This is a genomic window from Burkholderia sp. KJ006 (genome assembly GCF_000262695.1).
Taxonomy (GTDB): Bacteria; Pseudomonadota; Gammaproteobacteria; order Burkholderiales; family Burkholderiaceae; genus Burkholderia; species Burkholderia vietnamiensis.
In genome coordinates this window covers 867,401-890,031 of record NC_017920.1, presented here as the reverse complement: position 1 = coordinate 890,031, position 22,631 = coordinate 867,401, and the positions used below count along the sequence as shown (strand labels likewise).

General features: G+C 65.0%; 27 protein-coding genes and 1 tRNA gene. 16 read left to right on the top strand and 12 right to left on the bottom strand.

The features are described 5' to 3' along the window. The first annotated feature begins 54 nt into the window (after positions 1–54). On the top strand, positions 55–618 hold the full coding sequence (locus tag MYA_RS04045) for a YggT family protein (RefSeq protein ID WP_014722610.1): 564 nt from the start codon (positions 55–57) through the stop codon (positions 616–618). Between the two features lie 9 nt (positions 619–627). On the opposite strand, the gene MYA_RS04040 is transcribed toward MYA_RS04045, so the two are convergent. After that, positions 628–978 (bottom strand): DUF190 domain-containing protein, encoded by a 351-nt coding sequence (locus MYA_RS04040; protein ID WP_011883634.1) that lies wholly within the window; start codon positions 976–978, stop codon positions 628–630. Between the two features lie 24 nt (positions 979–1,002). Then, positions 1,003–1,389: a fluoride efflux transporter CrcB gene (gene crcB, locus MYA_RS04035; RefSeq protein ID WP_011883633.1), complete on the bottom strand. Its 387-nt coding sequence runs from the start codon at positions 1,387–1,389 to the stop codon at positions 1,003–1,005. 375 nt (positions 1,390–1,764) lie between these two features. Between crcB and MYA_RS04030 the strand changes: the two genes are divergently transcribed. After that, on the top strand, positions 1,765–2,976 hold the full coding sequence (locus tag MYA_RS04030; protein ID WP_041493783.1) for a S53 family peptidase: 1,212 nt from the start codon (positions 1,765–1,767) through the stop codon (positions 2,974–2,976). A 37-nt stretch (positions 2,977–3,013) separates the two neighbouring features. On the opposite strand, the gene MYA_RS04025 is transcribed toward MYA_RS04030, so the two are convergent. The 3 genes from MYA_RS04025 to MYA_RS04015 all read right to left on the bottom strand — a co-directional run bounded on the left by MYA_RS04025 (position 3,014) and on the right by MYA_RS04015 (position 5,056). Beyond that, on the bottom strand, positions 3,014–3,880 hold the full coding sequence (locus tag MYA_RS04025) for an SIR2 family NAD-dependent protein deacylase (protein ID WP_014722607.1): 867 nt from the start codon (positions 3,878–3,880) through the stop codon (positions 3,014–3,016). A 199-nt stretch (positions 3,881–4,079) separates the two neighbouring features. Then, positions 4,080–4,460, bottom strand: coding sequence for an NUDIX hydrolase (locus tag MYA_RS04020; RefSeq protein WP_014722606.1), 381 nt, complete (start codon positions 4,458–4,460; stop codon positions 4,080–4,082). After that, positions 4,457–5,056, bottom strand: coding sequence for an NUDIX domain-containing protein (locus MYA_RS04015; protein WP_014722605.1), 600 nt, complete (start codon positions 5,054–5,056; stop codon positions 4,457–4,459). Before MYA_RS04015 ends, MYA_RS04020 begins: the two co-directional genes overlap by 4 nt. Positions 5,057–5,137: 81 nt before the next feature. Between MYA_RS04015 and MYA_RS04010 the strand changes: the two genes are divergently transcribed. The 7 genes from MYA_RS04010 to MYA_RS03980 all read left to right on the top strand — a co-directional run bounded on the left by MYA_RS04010 (position 5,138) and on the right by MYA_RS03980 (position 8,482). Next, positions 5,138–5,893: a DeoR/GlpR family DNA-binding transcription regulator gene (locus tag MYA_RS04010; RefSeq protein ID WP_041493944.1), complete on the top strand. Its 756-nt coding sequence runs from the start codon at positions 5,138–5,140 to the stop codon at positions 5,891–5,893. A gap of 105 nt (positions 5,894–5,998) precedes the next feature. Continuing rightward, complete coding sequence (locus MYA_RS04005; RefSeq protein ID WP_041493782.1) at positions 5,999–6,598, top strand: chromate transporter; 600 nt, start codon at positions 5,999–6,001, stop codon at positions 6,596–6,598. Next, positions 6,595–7,131 (top strand): chromate transporter, encoded by a 537-nt coding sequence (locus tag MYA_RS04000; RefSeq protein WP_014722602.1) that lies wholly within the window; start codon positions 6,595–6,597, stop codon positions 7,129–7,131. Before MYA_RS04005 ends, MYA_RS04000 begins: the two co-directional genes overlap by 4 nt. Before the next feature lie 338 nt (positions 7,132–7,469). Then, entirely contained in the window at positions 7,470–7,745 is a 276-nt protein-coding gene (locus tag MYA_RS03995) for a hypothetical protein (protein ID WP_014722601.1), read from the top strand. 67 nt (positions 7,746–7,812) lie between these two features. Further along, the gene (locus MYA_RS03990) at positions 7,813–8,022 is read left to right on the top strand and encodes a hypothetical protein (RefSeq protein ID WP_011883615.1); all 210 of its coding nucleotides are present in this window, start codon (positions 7,813–7,815) and stop codon (positions 8,020–8,022) included. 33 nt (positions 8,023–8,055) lie between these two features. Then, on the top strand, positions 8,056–8,268 hold the full coding sequence (rpsU, locus tag MYA_RS03985; protein ID WP_011883613.1) for a 30S ribosomal protein S21: 213 nt from the start codon (positions 8,056–8,058) through the stop codon (positions 8,266–8,268). Between the two features lie 10 nt (positions 8,269–8,278). After that, positions 8,279–8,482, top strand: coding sequence for a hypothetical protein (locus MYA_RS03980; RefSeq protein ID WP_014722600.1), 204 nt, complete (start codon positions 8,279–8,281; stop codon positions 8,480–8,482). A 68-nt stretch (positions 8,483–8,550) separates the two neighbouring features. On the opposite strand, the gene MYA_RS03975 is transcribed toward MYA_RS03980, so the two are convergent. From MYA_RS03975 to MYA_RS03960, 4 genes are all read right to left on the bottom strand, one after another. Then, positions 8,551–8,895, bottom strand: coding sequence for a cupin domain-containing protein (locus MYA_RS03975; RefSeq protein ID WP_011883612.1), 345 nt, complete (start codon positions 8,893–8,895; stop codon positions 8,551–8,553). A 319-nt stretch (positions 8,896–9,214) separates the two neighbouring features. Further along, positions 9,215–10,297 carry an Imm71 family immunity protein gene (locus MYA_RS03970; RefSeq protein WP_041493781.1) on the bottom strand — a complete coding sequence of 361 codons (1,083 nt, stop codon included), beginning with the start codon at positions 10,295–10,297 and terminating at the stop codon, positions 9,215–9,217. Further along, a complete protein-coding gene (locus tag MYA_RS03965; RefSeq protein ID WP_014722597.1) occupies positions 10,294–11,751 on the bottom strand; it encodes a hypothetical protein in 1,458 nt (485 codons plus the stop codon). Before MYA_RS03965 ends, MYA_RS03970 begins: the two co-directional genes overlap by 4 nt. After that, complete coding sequence (locus MYA_RS03960; RefSeq protein ID WP_014722596.1) at positions 11,748–14,519, bottom strand: type VI secretion system Vgr family protein; 2,772 nt, start codon at positions 14,517–14,519, stop codon at positions 11,748–11,750. The genes MYA_RS03965 and MYA_RS03960 overlap by 4 nt, the downstream gene beginning before the upstream one ends. Positions 14,520–14,890: 371 nt before the next feature. Between MYA_RS03960 and MYA_RS03955 the strand changes: the two genes are divergently transcribed. Together MYA_RS03955 and trmB are read left to right on the top strand one after the other, a co-directional pair. Then, positions 14,891–14,965: transfer RNA gene (locus MYA_RS03955), tRNA-Gly, on the top strand. Positions 14,966–15,097: 132 nt separating this feature from the next. Continuing rightward, positions 15,098–15,865: a tRNA (guanosine(46)-N7)-methyltransferase TrmB gene (trmB, locus tag MYA_RS03950; RefSeq protein WP_041493780.1), complete on the top strand. Its 768-nt coding sequence runs from the start codon at positions 15,098–15,100 to the stop codon at positions 15,863–15,865. A 90-nt stretch (positions 15,866–15,955) separates the two neighbouring features. Here trmB and MYA_RS03945 read toward each other — a convergent pair whose 3' ends face one another. The 3 genes from MYA_RS03945 to MYA_RS03935 all read right to left on the bottom strand — a co-directional run bounded on the left by MYA_RS03945 (position 15,956) and on the right by MYA_RS03935 (position 17,925). Continuing rightward, positions 15,956–16,786, bottom strand: coding sequence for an undecaprenyl-diphosphate phosphatase (locus MYA_RS03945; RefSeq protein WP_011883604.1), 831 nt, complete (start codon positions 16,784–16,786; stop codon positions 15,956–15,958). A 78-nt stretch (positions 16,787–16,864) separates the two neighbouring features. Continuing rightward, a complete protein-coding gene (locus MYA_RS03940; RefSeq protein ID WP_014722594.1) occupies positions 16,865–17,446 on the bottom strand; it encodes a DUF1439 domain-containing protein in 582 nt (193 codons plus the stop codon). Positions 17,447–17,595: 149 nt separating this feature from the next. Further along, the gene (locus tag MYA_RS03935) at positions 17,596–17,925 is read right to left on the bottom strand and encodes a YkgJ family cysteine cluster protein (RefSeq protein ID WP_014722593.1); all 330 of its coding nucleotides are present in this window, start codon (positions 17,923–17,925) and stop codon (positions 17,596–17,598) included. Positions 17,926–18,084: 159 nt separating this feature from the next. Between MYA_RS03935 and hemN the strand changes: the two genes are divergently transcribed. From hemN to urtA, 5 genes are all read left to right on the top strand, one after another. Then, complete coding sequence (gene hemN / locus MYA_RS03930) at positions 18,085–19,476, top strand: oxygen-independent coproporphyrinogen III oxidase (protein WP_014722592.1); 1,392 nt, start codon at positions 18,085–18,087, stop codon at positions 19,474–19,476. Between the two features lie 71 nt (positions 19,477–19,547). Beyond that, positions 19,548–19,805 carry a hypothetical protein gene (locus MYA_RS03925; protein WP_011883598.1) on the top strand — a complete coding sequence of 86 codons (258 nt, stop codon included), beginning with the start codon at positions 19,548–19,550 and terminating at the stop codon, positions 19,803–19,805. 104 nt (positions 19,806–19,909) lie between these two features. Continuing rightward, a complete protein-coding gene (locus MYA_RS03920; protein WP_014722591.1) occupies positions 19,910–20,566 on the top strand; it encodes a protein-L-isoaspartate O-methyltransferase family protein in 657 nt (218 codons plus the stop codon). 14 nt (positions 20,567–20,580) lie between these two features. After that, entirely contained in the window at positions 20,581–20,904 is a 324-nt protein-coding gene (locus MYA_RS03915; RefSeq protein WP_014722590.1) for a rhodanese-like domain-containing protein, read from the top strand. A 391-nt stretch (positions 20,905–21,295) separates the two neighbouring features. Beyond that, the gene (gene urtA, locus MYA_RS03910; RefSeq protein WP_011883592.1) at positions 21,296–22,603 is read left to right on the top strand and encodes an urea ABC transporter substrate-binding protein; all 1,308 of its coding nucleotides are present in this window, start codon (positions 21,296–21,298) and stop codon (positions 22,601–22,603) included. Positions 22,604–22,631 lie beyond the last annotated feature (28 nt).

The window sequence follows — 22,631 nt, the reverse complement described above, 5'->3', positions numbered from 1 at the left end:
CCATCCGGCGTTGGCGGCCGCACGCTACTCGACTGCATAAAAAGGATGCCAACGATGTTCGGCGAGATCGCCCGTTTTCTGCTCAATACCGTCTTCACGCTGTTCGGCGCCGCGCTGATATTGCGCGTCTGGATGCAGGCCGTGCGCGTGCCGCCGTACAACCCCGTCACGCAGGCCGTCCTGCAGGCCACCAACTGGCTCGTGCTGCCGCTGCGCCGCGTGATCGCGGGCGTGCGCGGCATCGACTGGGCAAGCGTCGTCGCCGCGCTGCTCACCGCGCTCGTCTATGTGGTGCTGATGGTCGTGATGGCCGGCTTCGACCCGGCTGCGGTGATCGCGACGCTCGTCGTGGTCGCGCTGCTGACCGTCGTGAAGTGGGCGCTCAATCTCGTGATCTGGATGACGATCCTGATGGCGCTGCTGTCGTGGCTCAATCCGCGCTCGCCGGCGATGCCGATCCTCTACCAGCTCACCGCGCCGTTCCTGAACCCGCTGCGCCGCGTGATCCCGAACCTCGGCGGCATCGACCTGTCGCCGATCCTGCTGTTCGTGATCGTGCAGGTGCTGCTGATGATCGTCACGCGCGCAGCCGTGTCGCTGACGCTGTTCGGCATCTGACGCGTTGCGCTACACCGCCGGCCCCGCGGCCGGCGGCGCCGACAGCGTGTCGATCACGCCAAAGCTCGCCGGGATCATCGCGTAGCACACGCGCACTTTCTCGCGCGACAGCCGTTCGAGCAGTTGCCGCGCCTCGTCCTCGGTGACGATGAATTCGACCTCGATCGTGAGCGAGCCCTGCAGCTCGAAGAAGCGGTCCTCATGCAGCACGCGATGCCGGCCGAAGCCGGCCATCGCGCGGAACGCGGAACCGCCCGCGACGCCCATCCGGTTAGCTTCCTCCAGCAGCCATTCCCATAGCGGCTTCCAGTGCAGCCGCTGCTGCTCATGCACATAGAAACGCAGGAACACGGTGTCCATCGCGTTCTCCGGATGCCGGCGCGCTCAGGCCGGCGCGAACCACGCGCTGGCGGTCCACATGCCGAGCGCCGTCAGCGTGAACGAACCAGTCAAGTGTAGGACAGCCACCGCGAACGCCCATCCGAATTCGCCCTGCAGCGCGTGCGTCATCACTTCGACCGAGTAGGTGGAGAACGTCGTGAGGCCGCCGAGGAAGCCGGTGATCACGAACAGCCGCCACTCGGGCGGCAGGCCGACGCGGCTCGTGAACACGACGGCCGCGATGCCGATCGCGTAGCCGCCGAGCAGGTTCGCGGCCAGCGTGCCGAGCGGCATGGCCGGCACGAACGCGTTGAGCGCGAGGCCCAGGAACCAGCGCAACACGGCGCCGAGCCCGGCGCCGACGAAGATCGCGACGATCGAAGGGAACACGAAAACTCCTTGCTGACGGCGCCGGATGGCCGGCGCGGCGTACGCCGAACTGTATGCGCAATCGTGCGGCGGCCGCAATGCCGGCGCGTCGTATCGTTCGCACACGGCCGCCGGATTCGCCATTTTCCGATGAATTACGCCGAACATTACAAATCCACAAAATAAATCGATTAATGAGTCAGCGGCCGTTCGGAAGTCGGAGAAACCTGCGCCAGGCGGTCCGTTCCGGTCATGACAAGCCCCATGCGCCGGGCATTCCGCGTATTTACCCTCATCCAGACATTCCCGCATCCTGCCGATATTCGATGTAATTCATTCCGGCTATTTCATAGAATCAATTCGCCGTCGATCCGTCGGCACGGGGAGATTCTCAAAATGAACAATATTCGCCTGTCATCCATGTTGATTCCGGCGCTGTGCGCGTCGCTGCTCGGGTCGAGCGTCGCGCTCGCCGACGACGGCGCCCAGCAGTCGTACATCGAAGGCCACCGCGCGCCGAAAGGATTCGCCCGCCCGCCGTTCCACACCAAGCCGCGTGCGAGCACGGCCACCGTCGCCGGCCTCACGCCCGCGCTCGTGCGGCACGCGTACGGATTCGATGCGCTCGCGAACCAGGGCGACGGGATCGTCGTCGCGATCGTCGACGCGTACGACGACCCGAAGATCGAGGCCGATCTCGGCGTCTTCAGCAACGCGTTCGCGCTGCCTGCCTGCACGTCGTCGAACGGGTGTTTCACCAAGGTGTATGCGCGCGGCACCCGGCCCAAGACGGACGCCGGCTGGTCGCTCGAGATGTCGCTCGACGTCGAATGGGTGCACGCCATCGCGCCGAAAGCGAAGATCGTGCTGGTCGAGGCCGCATCGGCGAGCTTTACCGATCTGATGGCTGCGGTCGACGTTGCGGTGAATCGCGGCGCGTCGGTCGTGTCGATGAGCTTCGGCGGCAACGAGTTCAGCGGGGAAACCGCCTACGACGGCCACTTCAACGTGCCGGGCGTCACGTTCGTCGCGTCGTCCGGCGACAGCGGCACCGGGACCGAGTACCCGGCCGCATCGCCGTATGTGGTCGCGGTGGGCGGCACGACGCTGTCGGTCGACGCAGCGGGCAACTACGTCGGCGAAGCGGCGTGGAGCGGCAGCGGCGGCGGCGTGAGCACCGCCGAGGGCGAGCCGGCCGGTCAGGCCGGCTGGCCGATTCCGGTGGCCGGCAAGCGTGGCGTGCCCGACGTCGGCTACGACGCGAATCCGTCCAGCGGCTTCGCCGTGTACGACTCGGTGACGTACCAGGGGCAGGCCGGCTGGTTCCAGGTCGGCGGCACGAGCGCCGGCGCACCGCAATGGTCGGCGCTCGTCGCGATCGCGAATTCGCTGCGCGCGGCGGCCGGCAAGAGCCGTCTGAGCGGCACCTACGACATGCTGTATGCGATCGGAAAGAGCGCGTACGGCAGCGACTATCACGACGTCACGATCGGGTCGAACGGCAGTTGCGGCAGCATCTGTAACGCGGCCGGCGGCTACGACTACGTGACGGGCCTCGGTTCGCCGGTCGCGCCGTCGCTCGTTCAGGCGCTCGTCGCGCAGCCGTAACCGCGCAACCGGCGGCGGCCGGCGCGCACCGCCGCGTTCAACCGCCGTGCCACGCGCGCTCGAGTTCGACGAGCGTCGCGAGCGCGCCGCCCTGCAGCCCGATCACGTCCGCGCGGCGCGCATGCGCTTCGCGTGCGTTGATGCGGATCACATCGGCGCCGAGCCGCTCGCTCGTCAGCCGGACGGTCGGGATCGCGGTGCCTGCGCCGAGCTCGACCACCACCACCCGCCCCGCCTGCGCGATCCATTCGTCGAGCGCGCGCTGCTGCGCGTCGTAGCGCTCGCCGAGCCAGCCGTGATCGCCGAACATCAGGATGTTCGGCCGCGCCAGGCCGCCGCAGCGCGGGCAGCGCGGCGGCTCGCCGATCAGCCGGCACGCGGCGGCGTCGACGTCGGGGACGAACGATGCCGCATCCCACGTGTCGTCCGAGCACGGACGCAGGCACTGCAGCGCGTGAATCGAACCGTGGATCTCGACGATGCGCGCCGGATCGAAGCCGGCTTTCTGGAACTGACCGTCGACGTTGCTCGTCAGCACGAAACCGCCGTTCGGCATCGCGTCGATCCAGCGTCGCAGGATCCCGAACCCCTGATGCGGCAGCGTCTGTCGATACAGCGCAAGACGGTGCCCGTAGAAGCCCCAGGCCAGCCGCGGTTGCGCGCGAAACGCCTGCGGCGACGCGATCTCGTGAAATTCGAAGCGCTCCTGGCGCAGCGCCGGATAGGCGCGCCAGAAGCCGTCCGTGCCGCGGAAATCGGGCAGCCCCGAATCGACGCCGATGCCGGCGCCGGCCGTCACGAGGAGCGCATCGGCGCGCGCGAGCGCCTCGACGGCGGCGCCGACGCGATCAGTGGGCAGTGGGAGTGGTGCGGCGGACGCATCGGAGGAACGGGAAAGCGGCATGGCGAAGCTGGGCAAAGAATCGAACGGTAGGCGGCGGATGTCGCGCGATCATACGCCGGTTCGAGCGCGATGCTGCGATGCCGCGGCGGCGCGGCGTGGCGTGGTGTGGCGCAACGCAGTGCCGCGCCAAGCGCCGAGCGCGCCGCGAACCGGCCGTAGCCGCCGCACGCACGGTCAGACACGCCGCACGGCATCGCGTTCAGGCTTGTGAACTCTCCTGCACGACCGGTATCGCCTCGACCGACGAGTAGACCGGCTTGCCGAGCTGCCGCGCAAGCGTCACGTCCGCGTCTGCGCCGCGCGATGCGCCGTCGATCCGCAGCACCGCATCGCAGCGCCGCAGCAGCCGGTGCGCGGCCGGATACAGGAACGATTCGCTGATCGCATCACCGATCGCCGTGGCGCCGGCCGCCGCGGCAAGCGGCAGCGACAGCCACTCGCCGATCATCGGCACGTGCCCGCGGCGATACACCGCGAGCGCGGCCTGCTCGAGCCGGCGCAGGTTGGCGGCGATGCGCGCGGGGTCGCCGTCGGTGCCGCTGCGCCACGGCCCGGCGACGAGCACCAGCAGCGGCGTCATGCCGGGCGCACGCCGGCGGTTTCCCGCAGCGCGACGTACTGCAGCAGCATGATGGTCTTCGCATCGACGATCTCGCCGCGCTCGATCGCGTCGAGCGCCGCATGCAGCGGCATCTCGACGACCTCGAGATCCTCGCCCTCTTCCGCGACGCCGCCGCCGTCGCCGATGCGCAGCGACGCGTCGTATTCGCCGACGAAGAAATGCAGCTTCTCCGTCACCGAGCCGGGGCTCATGAACGCCTCGAACACCTTGCGCACGCCGCGCATGCGGTAGCCGGTTTCCTCTTCGGCTTCCGCGCGGATACGCGCGTCGGGCGTCGCATCGTCGAGCAGGCCGGCCGCCGCTTCGAGCAGCATCCCGTCGTGGCCGTTCACGAACGCCGGCATCCGGAACTGCCGCGTGAGCAGCACGTCGCCCGTCGCCGCATTGCGCAGCAGGATGGTCGCGCCGTTGCCGCGGTCGTAGGTCTCGCGGCTCAGCCGCTGCCAGGTGCCGTCGCGGCGCAGAAAATCGAACGTCACCTTCTTCAGCACGTACCAGTCATCGGACAGCACCGTCGTATCGACGATACGGACGCGCTCATGCGTTGCGGCCATCGCGGCCTCCCCATTCGACATAGGACGGCGCCCATGGTAACGTGCAGTTTCGTGCAATTTCAAGATATTTCGTGCAATGCGATGCTGACGACCCAACGCAAGAAAGCGATCCTCGACACGCTCGCCCGTGACGGCCAGGTGCTGGCCGTCGAACTGAGCGCGCAATTCGGCGTATCCGAAGACACCGTGCGGCGCGACCTGCGCGAGCTGGCCGCCGAAGGGCTGTTGCAGCGCGTGCACGGCGGCGCGCTGCCGGCGTCGCCGGCCGTCGCGCCGTTCGCGCAGCGCGAGACGCTGGAAACCGCGGAAAAGCGGCGCATCGCGCGTCGCGCCGCCCAGATGATCGCGCCGGGACAAGTCGCGATCGTCGATGGCGGCACGACGTCGGCGCTGCTCGTCAGCCAGTTGCCGGCCGACCTGCGCGCGACGATCGTCACGCACAGCCCGAGCGTGGCCGTCGCGCTGGCGGCGCATCCGTCGATCGACGTCATCCTGATCGGCGGGCGGCTGTACAAGCATTCGATCGTCGCGGTCGGCGCAGCGGCGCTCGAAGGTATCTCGCGCATCCATGCCGACCTGTATTTCATGGGCGTCACCGGCGTGCATCCGGTCGCGGGCCTGAGCACCGGCGACTTCGAGGAAGCCGCGATCAAGCGCGCGCTCGCGGCACGCGCCGCGGAGACGGTCGTGCTCGCGTCGCAATCCAAATTGCGCGCGGCGTCGCAATTCGTGATCGGCGAGCTGGCGCTCGCGCAGGCCGTGGTCGTCGAGCAGGAAACCGACGTCGCCCTGACCGAGCCGATCGAGGCTGCCGGCGTGACGGTCGTGCGGGCGTAGCGCGGCGGAAAGCGGGATGAGCGCCGACGGCCCCACGTCAGCGTGCCGACAGACAGCCCTTGCTACCATGGGCGACTGCCCAACCGACACGTCAGCGCCCGCCCGATGCCGACCGCCCCGACCTCCGTTCCAGACGCTATCGCCCCGCCTCCGGGCATCCTCGCCTTGTTCGCCGCGTTCGCGCAGATCGGCCTGACCAGCTTTGGCGGCGGATTGAGCGGGCGCATGATGCGCGCATTCGTGCACGAGCGGCGCTGGCTCGACGAGGAGGCGTTCCTGAACGGACTCGCGTTGTCGCAGGCGTTGCCGGGCGTCAATGTGAAGAACCTCGCGATCTGGATCGGCTACCGGCTCGCCGGATGGCGCGGCGCGGTGGCCGGCTTCACCGGCGTCATCGCGCCGCCCGCCGTGCTGATCGTGCTGTTCGGCGTCGCGCTCTCTGCACTCACGCGCTTCACGCTCGCCCACGTCGCGCTCGCCGGCGCCGCGGCCGCGGCGATCGGGCTGTCGATCTCGATGGCGATCACCGCGGTGCGCCGACTGCCGCGCCGTGCGCTGCCGCTGACGGTGATGACGCTCACGTTCGTGTCGGTGGCCGTGCTGCACTGGCCGCTCGTGTGGACCGTGGTGATCGGCGGCACGCTGAGCGTCGCACTCGAATACCGTCGTGCGGCGCGCGCGACGGCCGGGGGGAGCGGCCGATGATCACGCCGTCCCGCTATGTCGCGCTGGCCGGCGTGTTCGCGCCGCTGTCGATCGCCACCATCGGCGGCGGCCAGGCGATCGTCGCCGATATCCAGCGGCAGGTCGTCGATGTTCATCACTGGATGACGGCCGCACAGTTCGTGAACGACTTCGCGATTGCGCGGATGGCGCCGGGCCCCGGCTCTCTGCTTGCAACGCTGATCGGGTGGCAGGTGGCCGGCTTCTGGGGCGCGGTGATCGCGACGCTCGCGCTGTTCGGGCCGACCGCGTTCCTCATTTACGGCGTCGCGCATCTATGGCGGCGGCACCAGGGCGCACGTTGGCAAGTCGCCCTCGAGGCCGGCCTGCGGCCGGTTGCAGCGGGGATGATTCTGGCGTCGGCCTGGGTGCTGCTGCAGGCGCTCGACGGCGGGTGGCCGGCCCGCGCGATCGCGCTTGCGTCGACTGCATGCGTGATGCTCACGCGCGTTCATGCGGTGCTGCTGATCGTCGTCGGGGCGTTGTTGCTGGTCGTCATGCATGCGATCGGCTGACGTCGGCGACCGCGCCGCGAGCCGTCGGCGCACCGCGCGATATTGGATGACGAACGGGGATTTGCGACTTGGCGAGACGCGCGTCGCTAGGGGTCGAAGCCTTGCAGCGCCCCCGTCGAGAATAAGATGGACATCGGCCACGAAGCGCGTATGATCAATTCATCCGAGCGCGCGTCACGTCCCAGATCGCTCGTCCCGCCCTCTGCCCTCTTGCTGCGTTGCGCCGTCATCCGCACGCATCGTTTTCTTTTCACCCCCACCCGTCGCGCCGCGTAGCGGTGATACCGGTCGGTTGCGTTCGTCCGTGCGATTTGTCGCGACGAACAGAGGAGTTCCTCATGAGCATGCATCTGTATCGTGGCTTCGAAATTTACCCGCTGATCTACCCGCACGTTCCGTCGCGGAACGGCAGCGCGCACAACTACGACGGCGGCTTCGACGCGGCCGTGAAGATCTGCCTGCGCGGCACCATCGACACGCTGACCCGCAGCGAGACGTTCCGGTTGGCCAGCAAGACGCCGTTCGAATCGGCGGGCGATGCGCGGCGGGCGTCGGTGCTGTACGCAGAGCAGGTCATCGATGGCAATCGCGGCGAGCAGCCGCTGTTCGCGTAGTTCCACCGATTCCACCGATGCATGTCGACGCGGCCGGCGACAGTCGGCTGGCGATTCGGAGCGCGAAATGATCATCGACGAATTGCTCGGCCTGATCGAGCGACACGAGATTTCCCCGACCGACGCTGTCCCGCAACACCGGCTTGCCGGATCCGCGTTGCGCCATCAACCCGAGTTGCAAATGTTCGCTGCCGTGCGCGCACTGTCGATCGGCGCCGGATATTCCGAGTTCGAGTCCGACGGGATAGCGAGCGCCGTCATGACGCGACTCGGCTAGCTTCCCACCACACGCTTTTAGAACAGGATCTGCATGACGACCATCATCCTCAAGCCCGACGAACCAGTCGAGGTCGCGCTGCGCCGCTTCCGGCGAAACATCGAGAAAACCGGACTCATCCGCGAGTTGCGCAGCCGCACCGGGTATGAGAAACCGACCACCGAGCGCAAACGCAAGAAAGCGAGCGCCGTGTCGAGACAGCGACTCCGCGCGAAGCGCATGCTGCCGCCGCGGAAGCTGTACTAGGGCGCGAGTCGTGTACGAGCCGCCCGTCGAAGTGCGTCCGTTCTTTCCATTGACGAAATGCGAAGTCGACTTCGATCGACAGAACGATGCGATCACGCTGTTGCCGAGCTTCTACGCGTTCGGCTGCGAGTACACCAGCCGCGGCCTGCGGATCGGTCGCGACGACGCGTTCAAATTGATCGCCGCGATCGAAAAGGCGCTGAGCGTCGATTAGCGGAGCGCGCGGTTGGACGCATCGGTCTCCGACCGGCGCTTTCGCACCGGACGGACCGAACGGTTCGTTCACGCGAACACGAAGTACTTGCGCACCGTCTCCACGACTTCCCACGTTCCCTTCATGCCCGGCTCGATCACGAACACGTCGCCGGCCTTCAGGTGCACCGGTTCCTCGCCTTCCGGCGTGATGATGCAATAGCCGTCGAGGAAGTGGCAGTACTCCCATTTCTCGTAGTTCACTTCGAACTTGCCGGGCGTGCAGATCCACGTGCCCATGATCTTGCTGCCGTCGCGGGACACGTAAGCGTTGAGGTTCACGGTGTGCGGATCGCCGCCGATGCGCTTCCACTTGGTCGCATCGACGACGGGCATCGGGCAGGTCTTGCGCAGCACGGTGATGAAATCGGACATGTCGGCTCCTGAAGAACGAACGGATGAGAGGACTGTCACGTTAGTTCGAATGGTCGCGCGCGGCTTGTGTCGTTCCGACATCGAGTCGTTCATTTTCGACATGGGCGGGCGGAGGGTGGCGAGTGCGTTTTGGGAGCCGCGTCGCTTCGAGGCACGCGTCAGGCTCGTCGTCGATGATCATTCCGGTGCTGTTCGACCTGTGCGCGAGCGGCGCTAGGTCATAGACGGCGGCGGCAACGAGCATCACACTCGATCGCGCCGATTGTCTTGCACACCGGACTGGGCCCATCGTCGCCCCGATGGGCAGCAAACCTGTCGCTCAACTCGCGTGATGGGGCTGCGGGTCCGCGTAATGCCAGATGACCATTCCCCACGTCGTGCGCTGCGGCCCCGGCATCGGCGCTCCGGCTTCGACGTGAACCGAATCCTTGACAGCCGGACTTTGCCAGTAACCTCTGCGCGGACAAGGCTCCCCGGGCAGGGCCCGGAGCCTCGATTGCACGACAGGCGTCGGGAAATAAGTCGCCTCTTCCGCCGGAATGCTGCCGTCCCGGTAACGCTTGTCTTCCCACAGCAGCCGCCAGGCCACCGCATGTTCGTCGTTGGTGCCTTCCAGCAAGTAGGTGTGGGCGATACTGCCTTTCAGGAAATAGCTCGGGCAACCGACCTTGCCGGCCGGAAACCATGGCTCCCAGATACCCTCGACTGGAATCTCCTGGCCGCTATGAATCTCTCCGGCAGCGGATTCGTTCTTCGGCGGGCACGGAGGAAGTTCCGCGGGATAGCTGCGACCGGGCGGCCAATATCGCCATGCTGGAAACAACGGGTCCTGGAACAACGACTCATACGTCCAGTGCTTGAACACACGAGTACCGCCGTCGGCACGCTTGCCATAGCTGAGGTATTCGGAAAAATTGAGGCCGACAGTGCACTTGAGCGCCTGACAGCTCAACTCTTCAATCCACGCCCCTTCCGCATACCCAGTTGCGTATTCGAAATCCGAAAATCTCGAGTCCCTCACGCCAAGTGCGTGGAAAAACGGGTCATACGTTCGACCAACCTCGTGCGCACTCCGCCCGAACAAAAGCTCACCACCTTTTTCGCTCCCCGTTATGAGCGCATCGTAAGCCGATCGCTTGTCGGCACCTTGTCGCAGCGTCTCAATGCCTTGATCCATCCTTATCAACGCGCTCAGGAAATCGTTGACATACGCTGCCTCCAATTCCTGTTGATTCGGGCTCGGCGTGTCCAACTGCCTGGCGTACGCGTGAAGGAAATCCCTGAACAGATCAACTGCATGATCGAGGAACGTAACACTCGTCCATTTCTTGAGGAGGTGAAACGCTTTGGCGCGCGCATCGGACTCCTGCTCTGGAGTCATGGTGAGAGTATTCAGCATCATTGGTTCTGTTCTTCAGTCGATTGTTTTCCGACAACGGCAGTGGTTCGCCGCGCATAGCCTTCGTGTCTGATCTTGGCCGATCGTTCCCGCTCTGCCAGGAAGAGCGCCCGAGCTTCTGCTTGATCGGGCAGCCTCAAGTCGGTCCAATTCGTCCGCTGAGGCTTGACCTGCGTTTTAATCCACTCGGCAACAGGAGCGTTGGACGGATGCTTGAAGTCCACGAAGAACTGAAGGTCGCCTCCGACCAGTAAGCGCATGGTCGCATCCGCTCCTTCATCGTCCCATTGCTCCGCAATGCGCCCCTCCCATAGACGCATTCCATCCCAATCAGCAGGCACCTTGATGCCGAGCTTTTCCATGGCTTCTCGAGTGGGCACCTTCAACCTTGCATAGCTGCCATTCATGCTCCACGCGTGCTTGATCGCGCACCGGATACGCCACCAAAATCCGTTTGGAGCGAGTTTATCCGCCCAGAACTTGCCGGCGATCGTCCACGGGCTATCCAATCTTCGGCTATCGACCACACGTATCATTACTTCGCCCGGCCTCCGTGTAATTGCCTTGATGGGCGTCTTTACGCTGAAGGTGCCAATTGCATCGCCCACCCTGAATTCCCTGAGGTCCGGCCATCCGTCCTTGTGTATATAGTCTTCCTTGCCCATCGGCTTGTGCCCCAGGCTCTTCGTCTCCTCGGCAAGGTGTGCCAAGCGGGCCTCCTCGGTCATCGTCCGAGTGGTACCCCCCCCTATCTTCACATCCACCCAGGTGCCCTCTACCATGTGGCCTCGCACATGCTCCAGCAAGCGCATCAGGTCCTTGATGGCCAGCGCGATTTTCGTGTCACCCAGCTTGCGCAGTTCCTCCAGCATCGGCAGCAGCTTCCGGATATAACTCGCCACTCGAGCCGGGATAACAGTACCGAGGCGGTTCAGAATGAAATTCAGCGCATTGCGGATGCGATCGAGCATCGTGCCGAATGCGTTGCTCACTGCAAATTGATACTTGCTGAAGTCGAGTTGCCGGAACCACTCGGCAGCATTGCCAAAGCCAGCCTTGCGGATCAAGGCAAGTATTTCCTGACATAGCTTGACCAGATCGTCGGATTTGCCGAGGGCTCGCATCAACAACTTGCCTATCCCCTTCAGCAAACCTCCGACTACCGGCACCACCGCGACAAGACAAAGCACAAGAGCCAACCACTCCCGCCCGTCGTCACGAACTTTCGGGTCGTCGCACATGCGAAGCGTGATTGCAATGGCGTCGCGCGCGGCTGTAATTTCTCCCGCAACGGGGAACATGCTGACGACCGCATCGACGACGATGGCACCAGTATTGCGCTTTTGGGAGAACTCGCCTGCGACGGCGCCTACGACGGTGTCGCCCACTGTAGCGGCGCCGCTCCACAGATAATCACCAACTTCGGATGCCGCCTGGCTGATCCAACTGCTGCTCATGCCCGACCTCCTTGCATTCGGTCCAGCGTGGCTTGCATGTCGAATTCGTCCCAATGAGCCTTGTAACCGGGATTTTGCTCGGTGGCCTTGATTTCGTACGGTCGGCTGTCCTCACCCAACTCAATACGCCCCGACCCATGCGGCGCCCCTGTCAGGTCAGCCATGCCCTTGCTGTCGACGGTACCGGAAAAGGTAGCGCCGCTGTCGTAGTGGATGGTGAACTTGGCACCGTGCACGGGCGTGTCGTCGTGGTAATGGTATTGCAGCGCCGCTGCACCTCGGGACGTCGGCGCAGGAGAAAGCGGATAGTCGATCCGCGTTGGCCCGCTAAATGCGTGTTGCGCGCCCTTCACATCGATCTTTCCAGGGGCATGAATCTCGATGTTGCCGTCTTTGAGCCGGAGATAGGCACCGCCCGAGGTAAGTAGAATCTCCTGCTGCGCCGCCACCTCGATATTCCGCGTGGCCGCTATGACCTTGACCGCTTTCTCGGCCGTTATTTCGATATTGTCCGAATGCGCCTGTACCTCCACCTTGCCTTTGGCCGCAAACAACATCATCCCTGCGTTTTGTACAAACAGGCTGATTTTCTCCGCGACACTGGCTACCAACGACCTCCCAGTGGCGATGAACGTGCTCTGGCCGCTGACTAGGTTCGTTTGCTGATCGCTCGACATATGAACGGATGCCTGCGTCGACAGTGCGATCCCGGCAGGACTCGACACCAGCATGACCGGTGTCTTGAAGGCGTTCACATTTCCCGCACCGCCTCCTGCGGTCCGTCCCGCTGGGCGCGAGCCGTGCATGCTGCTTTGCGTCGCATCGGTGAACACCTTCAGCGCATCATGTCCGTCACCCAGGCTTTCCGCCTGATGCATCTCGCTTACCTGCGACATCGCCTCGATCATGCTTTCGGCATTGACGAGTTGCTGTTGCGCTTCGCGGACGTCGAGCTGCTGACTGTCCGCTGATTTTGGATGCGTCGAAACATATAGCCCTTGCGAAGCACGCACGGCTCCGTATGCATCCGTCCGCAGATCGAAGCCCGATCCGAGATACGCACCACGAATATTTCCGCTTTGTTCGACGAGATAGCCTAGATGCAGCAAACTATTCGCGCTGCTGCTCATCAACTGAACACGGCTCTGGCCTGTCGCATCGTCCATCACCATCTGGTTATAACCGCTGCCGCCGTATTCTTTCGATCGATAGCCCGAAAGGATCCCGTTGCTATGCCACTGCGGACTGGCCGCACCGTTGTAGACGCGATGCAGCACGATCGGCCGATCACAGTCACCCCCAACGTAACCGACGATGACTTCCTCACCCACTCGCGGAATATGCACGCCGCCGTAGCCTCCACCGGTGTCCGATTGCGCGACTCTGACCCAGCACGACGCGCCAGCATCTCCCGGGTTTTGCCGGTCCCAGACGAACATGACCTTCACACGGTTCAGCGGATCGGTATGGACCTCTTCTCCCGGTGGCCCGACAACGATCGCCGTCTCGAGATGCATCTCCGGTTTCAAATGTTCGAACGGACTGCGATACGGAACCGTGGTTCGTTGCGCCTCCATTTCGATCAGATAGAACCCGACGGAACCATCATCGTGGTGGACGGACGCGCCCGTATACCGCGCCTTTGCACGCTCAAGGTCGGATTGCATGCTATGGGGCAACCCGGTCTCGCGATTCGACAGCGGCAGGTTGTTCTCGATATAGCGTCGAACCTTGATCGCAGCAAACTCGCGTTGCTCGACCGAATCACCATCATGTTCCGGATGGCCCGTCAATTTGAAGCGCTGGCCAGCGTCGATCCCCCGCACTCCACCCATCCCGACGAATCGCTTGGCGCGTGACTCCCATTCTTCAAGACGAATTTTCGACAGGTGCTCACCCCGATCCTGGCGATCATAGGTATAAGCGCCCGTGTACTCGTAAACTTCTGCTTGTTCTGGCAAATCTCCCTGGCCGGCCTTCGTCGGCAACGTCGTTCCGTTTGGACTGTCGACCTGGGACGGCGCCTTGTAGTCAAATGTGCGGGTCGCATGAGCGGTACTTTGCAAAGTTCGCGAACCCGCCCACTGCGTGAACGCATCCGTATCGCCGCCTGTGCCCGACCTATTGAATCTGATCTGGTCGGGCGACACCTCGTCCAACGCATAAATATCGTCGGTCACGACGAGCGTATGCGACTTGCCGTCTTTGCCTTGGCGCCAAAATCCGTACAGGCCCTCCTGTTCCATCAGCCGGTGGACAAAATTCCAGTCGGTTTCGCTCTGACGGCAGTACGAACGCGGAGAGAGAGGCTTGGACAATACAAATTGATAGTGTCCACGGGACTGCGGATGCACATCGAATACGTCAGCGAAGATGTGCTCGACGCTCTTGTCCTGCCAATACCGCATGTCGCGGCGGAATTTGAGGAAATACATCCACGGCGCGACGACAAGCTGATAACTGAAGAGCCCACCGTCGTCACCCAGCCTGCGAGCCGTATGGATGTATCCGTTGAGCGGCAGATAAGACTTGTTCACTTGCTGAATCCAAAGCGTCATCGGCTGCGCGATCAACGTCTTGAGTTCGATGTCGCCTGCCGTGGACACCATGTCCAGCGTGACGCTGAAGTCACGACCGAGCTCCGAATAAATCACGGCCCGGCACGGTACGAGTGCATTGTCCGGCAGTGACGGGATGTCAGTCTTGAGCAAGCGATCTTGTTGAATCAGGCCACCGCGGATTGCCTGAGCTAATTCAGTCATGTTCATGCGTTATTCATCTTTCTTATTTATTGCAAGCCGATACGTAGCTCGCGCTCTCGCGGGGACGGCTCCCCGGTTATATCGCCGGAATTGTAGCGGAGGCGACAAGTCATGAAAATGTAGCCCATCTGATGTCCTCAATACATCGAGCCGGGGGTTCAAACAGGAACCGCCTGACCAACGTATTCGACCCATCCGTTGGGGCAGCGAAATTCGCGTCGATGCCGCAGTAGCACCGAAGAGACATGCCTTCCCCTGAACTGAATGGCGAAGGTGCTCCCCGTCACGGCGAACAACGCCACCGCCCTACGATCCAGCCATACCACTTCCGCCCCCCTTGCCATCCCCACCCACCCCCCTGTACAATTGCGCGTTCTGCGGGCGTCGTATAATGGCCATTACCTCAGCTTCCCAAGCTGATGACGTGGGTTCGATTCCCATCGCCCGCTCCACCTTCGGCTGCCCGGCAGCCAGCGCAAGAGCCGCCTCGTCGAAGGCGGCTTTTTTGTACCATGTGCCCGTTCATCCGGCGCACCGCTACGCGTAACGGCCTCGCGCCCGAACCGAGTCTTACTCAGTCACCGATGATGCACGACGATCCGAACGAAGCCGGCCTGCCGCCGGACGACGCCGCCCTTCCCGACGAAGCCGCCGACGGCGCCGACGAAGTCAACCCGCTGCACCACCGCCGCATCCGCAGCTTCGTGACGCGCGCCGGCCGCGTGTCGACCGGCCAGCGCCGCGCGATCGACGAACTCGGCCCGCGCTTCGTCGTCCCGTACGCACCGACGCTGCCCGACTGGGACGCCGTGTTCGGCCGCAGCGCACCGCGCATCCTCGAGATCGGCTTCGGGATGGGCGCATCGACCGCCGAAATCGCCGCGCACCGCCCCGGCGACGATTTCCTCGGCGTCGAAGTGCACGAGCCGGGCGTCGGCGCGCTGCTGAAGCTGATCGGCGAGCAAGGCCTGACGAACATCCGCATCATCCAGCACGACGCGGTCGAAGTGCTCGAGCACATGCTCGCCCCGGAAAGCCTCGACGGCGTGCACATCTTCTTCCCCGACCCGTGGCACAAGGCGCGCCACCACAAGCGCCGGCTGATCCAGCCGCCGCTCGTCGCACAGCTCGCCGCGCGCCTGAAGCCCGGCGCGTACCTGCATTGCGCGACCGACTGGCAAAACTACGCCGAACAGATGCTGGAAGTGCTCGGCGCCGAGCCGACGCTCGAAAACACCGCGGCCGACTACGCGCCGCGCCCCGACTACCGCCCGGTCACGAAGTTCGAACGCCGCGGCCTGCGGCTCGGCCACGGCGTCTGGGATCTGGTGTTCCGCAAGCGCGCCGCCTGAACCCGACGCACCCCGCGCAACGCAAAACGGCCCGACCGGCATCTGCCGATCGGGCCGTTCGTCATTGACCACTGCCTTCAACGCCGGGCGTCACGCCCAGTTGAGCCATCCGCTGTAACCGACGAGCAGTACGAACAGCCCGAACGCGATCCGGTACCACGCGAACACGGTGAAGTCGTGCGTCGCGACGAAGCGCAGCAGCCAGCGCACGCACACGAACGCACTGACGAACGCGGCAACCAGCCCGAGCGCGAACAGGCCGAGCGAGTCGACCGTGAACGCCTGCCAATCCTTGACGGTTTCATACAGCGTCGCGCCGAAGATGATCGGAATCGCGAGGAAGAACGAGAACTCGGTCGCGACACGCCGGTCGAGCCCGAACAGCATCCCGCCGATGATCGTCGAGCCCGAGCGCGACATGCCCGGCACGAGCGCGAAGCATTGCGCGATGCCGACCTTCAGCGCATCCAGCGGAGTCAGCGCATCAACCGACTGCACGCGCGGCGGCTCGCTACGCTCGCGCTGCCGCGCCTCGGCCCACAGGATGATCGCGCCGCCGACGACCAGCGCAAACGCGACCGGCACCGGCGAAAACAGCACGGCCTTGATCTTCTTCTCCAGCAGCAGGCCGAGCGCGATCGCCGGAATCGTGGCGATCACGACGTTCAGCGTGAAGCGCCGCGCGTCGGGCCGGCTCGGCAGCCCGCACACGACCGACACGATCCGTTCGCGGTATTCCCAGCACACCGCCAGGATCGCGCCGAACTGGATCACGACGTCGAACGTCTTCGCGTGCGCATCGTTGAAATTGAGGAAGCTGCCCGCAACGATCAGGTGGCCGGTGCTCGACACCGGAAGGAATTCCGTCAGCCCCTCGACGACGCCGAGGATCAATGCCTTGCAGATCAGGATCCAGTCCATCCGTGGCCCAACTCCGAAGTAGTCGAAAGAAACGGCCACGTCAGCGCCGCGGCCCGCCCGGCCGCGCGCGCTGCGCCGTCATTTCTCGACGATCGCCACGCGTATGCCGTTTGTAAGAATCGTAATTGTACCGGGTTCGTAGTTCACGCCGGCAAATTGAAGTTGCTCGGGCTTGAACGTGTAGATCGGGTAGTTGGTCAGCACCTGCGTCGCGAGCAGCCCGGCCGCCGCACCGACCTGTTGCGCGTACATTTGCGCGTCGCCGTCGAGCACGAGATTGTCGACGGCCGGCTCCTTCAGCACGACCGAGCGGCTCGGCGCGTCGTAAGCCAGCTGCCCCGACACGGTGAACTTGCCGCTCACCGGTTCGCGCAGGAACGGGCTCGTGAAATGCGCATCCAGCTGCACCGCAACGCGGTTCTGGTCGGGCAGCAAGTTGACGGCCGGATTCGCGAGCGCGACGTCGACGACCTGCGCGACGGTCCGCTCGTACGGGAACTTGCGCGCGACGGCCTTCTGCACGTCGCCGCGCGAGAACGTGTAGTGATCCGGAATGAACGGGAACGTCGACGCGCAGGCGGCAAGCGATATCGACACGCCAAGTGCGCCGGCGCAGGCGGCGACGAAACGGCGCCGGCCGGGCGTGCAAGGTGCGGTCATGCTGGACAATCTCCTGTATCGGGCGCGGCCGCGGTCGGACGACCGGCCGTGCGATGAGGTGCGATGCACCGACGTTAGTGCGGCGTCGCGCGCGGCGGGTTCCACGGGCGCACCGCCTGCGCGCCGCGGCGCGACGGCGCGGCGGCTGGCTAACGGCCGGCGCCCGCGTCTGGCGAAGGCTGCGTGGCGATCTCGAGGTGCGCGAGCCATGCAAGCGCGTCGTCGCGCGACACGCCGCACATCTCGTCGGACGGCTGCAACCCCGAGCAGCACGCGGGCCGCTCCGGTCGGCCGAAAATCCGGCACTGCAGATCGTCGCCGAGCTGCGCGCAGCGCACGCCTGCGGGCTTGCCGTTCGGCATCCCGGGAATCGGCGAGGAAATCGATGGCGCGATGCAGCACGCGCCGCAGCCGGGGCGGCACGCATGCGGCGACACGGCATCGGCGGACGCCGGGCGGACAGGTATTTCGACGGACACTCGGCTCTCTCGAACGGACAACAAAAACGGTGCGGCAACCGGACGCGGCGTGCGGCGGCCCACCGCACATTGTGCCACCGCCGGCTGCGACGTTATTACACAATGCGGCCGGAGCGCGCGTTTATATACTCGGACGCATTCGAATAGCGCGAGACCATCATGAGCTCCGGTTCTGCCGACACCCTGTTCCGCCCCGATTTGCTCGCGAAATACGGCGCGAACGGCCCGCGCTATACGTCCTACCCGACCGCCCTGCAGTTCCGCGACGATTTCGATCCGGCCGACTACGCGCGCGCCGCGCGCGATCCCGGTGCGTCGTCGAGCGAGCTGTCGCTGTACTTCCACATCCCGTTCTGCAACACGGCCTGCTTCTACTGCGGCTGCAACAAGATCGCGACCAACAACCACCGGCGCGCCCGCCCGTACCTTGAACAGCTGAAGCGCGAGCTCGCGCTGCAGGCCGCGCTGTTCGACCCCGCGCGCCCGGTCACGCAGCTGCACTGGGGCGGCGGCACGCCGACCTTCCTGTCCGATGCCGAGACGGCCGAGCTGATGGCCGCCACGCGCGAACATTTCACGCTCGCGCCGGACATGGACGCCGAATTCTCGATCGAGATCGACCCGCGCACCGTCACGCCGGCGACGCTCGTGCATCTGCGCAACATCGGCTTCAACCGCCTGAGCCTCGGCGTGCAGGATTTCGACCCGGTCGTGCAGCAGGCGATCAACCGCGTGCAGCCGCGCGCGATGACGGCCGACCTGATCTCGGCCGCACGCACGACGGGCTTCCATTCGGTCAGCGTCGACCTGATCTACGGGCTGCCGCACCAGACGGTCGCCGTGTTCGCACGCACGCTGGAGACGATCATCGAGCTCGCGCCGGACCGCCTGTCGGTGTTCGGCTACGCGCACATGCCGCACCTGTTCAAGATGCAGCGGCAGATCGACGACACCACGCTGCCGTCGCCCGAAACGCGCATCGCGCTGCTCGGCCTCGCGATCGACATGCTGACGTCGGCCGGCTACGTCTACATCGGGATGGATCACTTCGCGAAGCCGACCGATGAACTCGTGCGCGCGCAGCAAAACGGCACGCTGCAGCGCAATTTCCAGGGCTACAGCACGCGGGCCGATACCGATCTGATCGGGATCGGCGTGTCGTCGATCGGCAAGGTCGGCGACGTCTACGCGCAGAACGCGAAGGACCTGCCCGGCTACGGTGCCGCCCTCGACGCGGGCCGGCTGCCGATCGCGCGCGGCGTGCGTCTGACGGCCGAAGACCGCCTGCGCCGCGACGTGATCACGCAGCTGATGTGCAACCTCGAGCTGCCGTTCTCGCACATCGAAGCGGCGCACGGCGTGCACTTCGCCGAGCACTTCGCGCGCGAGCTGGAAGCGCTGCGCCCGTTCGAGCGCGACGGGCTGCTCAGCATCGCCGGCGACCGCCTGACGATCCATCCGGCCGGCCGGATGGTGGTGCGCAACATCGCGATGGCCTTCGACGCGTATCTGGCGCAAACACCACGCCAGCGCTATTCGCGCACCGTCTAGCGCGGCGCGGCACATGCGGGCGGCTGGTTTGATAAAGTAAGGGGCTCGACGCCTCTGCAACCATCCGCACCATGCGCACCACCAAAGCGACCAACGCGGTCGAACGCCTGAAGGCCCGCTCCGGCAACCCGCAGTTCGCGGCCGTTGCGATGGCCGGCGGCCTGTTCTATCTGGTCGACCGCTCGGGCGGCACCGCCGAAAAACGCAGCGAGCCGCTCCCGCTCGACGAATTCGTCCGCTTCGTCGACGAATTCGGCCCCAAAAAGCCGCGCAAGGTCAGCAAGCTGGACCTCGCCTTCGAGGCGCAGATCAAGAAGAGCAATGCGTAAAGGTCTGTTGCAGGCTGGCTGAAGGCTTTGCCGACGCCCCGTTTGGTACAATCAAGAAGTTTTTCTATCCCCGCTGACGGCCGATTTGGCTGCGTGACCACACCATGAATATCGAAAACGCGCGTTTCAACATGATCGAACAACAGATCCGGCCGTGGGACGTGCTGGACCTGGACGTCCTGGGCCTGCTGTCGATCGTCAAGCGAGAAAACTACGTTCTGCCCGAACACCGCGATCTGGCGTTCGCCGATCTCGAACTGCCGCTGCCGGGCGGCACCAGCAAGATGCTGTTCCCGCGCGTCGAAGCGCGCGTGCTGCAGGATCTGGCGGTCAAGAAGCACGAGAACGTCCTCGTGATCGGTGCGGGCTCCGGCTACCTGGCCGCGCTGTTCGCGCATCGCGCGCAGCACGTGACGGCGGTCGACATCGATCCGACGATCGCGAAGTTCGCAGCCGACAACCTGCGCAACGACGGCGTGACGAACGCCGAAGTCGTGCTCGGCGACGGCTCGCTCGGCTGGCCCGCCAAGGCGCCGTACGACGTGATCTGCGTCGCGGGCGGCCTGCCGGTCGTGCCGCAGCAGATGCTCGAACAGCTGAAGGTCGGCGGCCGCCTGTCGGCATTCGTCGGCGGCCGTCCGGTGATGAAGGCGCAGATCATCACGCGCATCGACGACAAGCAGTACCGCGTCGCCGACGTGTTCGAAACCTACGTGAACCACCTCGTGAACGCGATCGAGCCGTCGCGCTTCAAGTTCTGAGCGGCGGCGCAGCCATGCAGATCCTGACGCCCGCGATGCTCGCCGACTGGCTGCGCGATCCGGCACGCCCGGCGCCGGTCGTGCTCGACGTGCGCGAACTGTGGGAAATCTCGACCGCCCAGATCGCCGGCAGCGTGTCGATCCCGATGCAGCAGATTCCGGCACGCAGCGAGGAGCTCGACGACGAAGCCGAGATCGTCTGCGTGTGCCATCACGGGATGCGCAGCGCGCAGGTCGCGATGTTCCTCGAATCGCGCGGCTTCACGAAGCTGTACAACCTGCAAGGCGGAATCGACGCGTGGTCGCGCGACGTCGATCCCGCCGTGCCGCGCTACTGACCTTCCGCGCGGCGCGTCATGTGCCGCCACGCCGACCGCTCGCCGCGGTCGCACCGATTCGCCGAACGGGCGCGCATTGCGCGCCCGTTTCATTTCCGCCGACGGTTGCCGCCCTGTCGTCGCCTGTCGCGCCCTCTCCTGCCCCGTCCCGCCCCGTCCGAGCGCACGTGATGCGTGCGCCCGCACGCGGATGCACCATTTCCGCCCGCCCGAGCGCACCGCGACGGATCGCCGATGCCGCACGACGCGCCACGCGCACCGCACCGACGCCCCGCATCGCGCCGTAACGGCACGCCGGGCGTGCATCGACACGACTGGCACATGCCTTGCGTTACACCGATGCCGGCGCCGCCCACGGCGCACGCACAACCAACACGTCAAGGGGATATCGATGAAACGTCGCAGTCTGCTGAAGTTCGGTTCGATGGCCGGTGCGCTCGCGCTGGCGGGCAAGAGTCCGTTCGCGCATGCGGCCGATGCAGGCACCGGCCCGATCAAGGTCGGCATCCTGCACTCGCTGTCGGGCACGATGGCGATCTCCGAGACGTCGCTGAAGGACACCGCGCTGATGACGATCGCCGACATCAACAAGAACGGTGGCGTGATGGGTCGCAAGCTGGAGCCGGTGGTCGTCGATCCTGCCTCGAACTGGCCGCTGTTCGCCGAGAAGGCGCGCCAGCTTCTCACGCAGGACAAGGTCGCGTGCGTGTTCGGCTGCTGGACGTCGGTGTCGCGCAAGTCGGTGCTGCCGGTGTTCGAGGAGCTCAACGGTCTGCTCTACTACCCGGTGCAGTATGAAGGCGAGGAAATGTCGCGCAACGTGTTCTACACGGGCGCGGCGCCGAACCAGCAGGCGATCCCGGCCGTCGAGTACCTGATGAGCGCCGAAGGCGGCGGCGCCAAGCGCTTCTTCCTGCTCGGCACCGACTACGTGTATCCGCGCACGACCAACAAGATCCTGCGCGCGTTCCTGAAATCGAAGGGCGTGAAGGACGCCGACATTCAGGAGGTCTACACGCCGTTCGGCCACAGCGATTACCAGACCATCGTCGCGAACATCAAGAACTTCGCGCAGGGCGGCAAGACGACCGTGATCTCAACCATCAACGGCGATTCGAACGTGCCGTTCTACAAGGAGCTCGGCAACCAGGGGATCAAGGCGACCGACGTGCCGGTGGTCGCGTTCTCGGTCGGCGAGGAGGAACTGCGCGGGATCGACACGAAGCCGCTCGTCGGCCACCTTGCCGCATGGAACTACTTCATGTCGGTGAAGAACCCGACCAACACGAAGTTCAAGGACCAGTTCGCCGCGTGGGTGAAGGCGAACAACCTGCCGGGCGGCGCGAAGCGCGTGACCAACGATCCGATGGAGGCCACCTTCGTGGGCATCCACATGTGGAAGCAGGCCGTCGAGAAGGCGAAGAGCACCGACGTCGACAAGGTGCGCGTCGCGATGATCGGCCAGACCGTCGCCGCGCCGTCGGGCTTCACGCTCACGATGGACGGCAACCACCACCTGCACAAGCCGGTGATGATCGGCGAGATCCGCGGCGACGGGCAATTCAACGTCGTGTGGAAGACCAAGACGGCCGTGCGCGCACAGCCGTGGAGCCCGTTCATCGCGGGTAACCAGGGCAAGCCGGACGTCGTCAGCTCGATCCCGGCGTTCCTGCGCCGGCAGCGCGCGGCGCTCGCCTGATGCCGGCCGGAGCGCACGCGCTGCATAC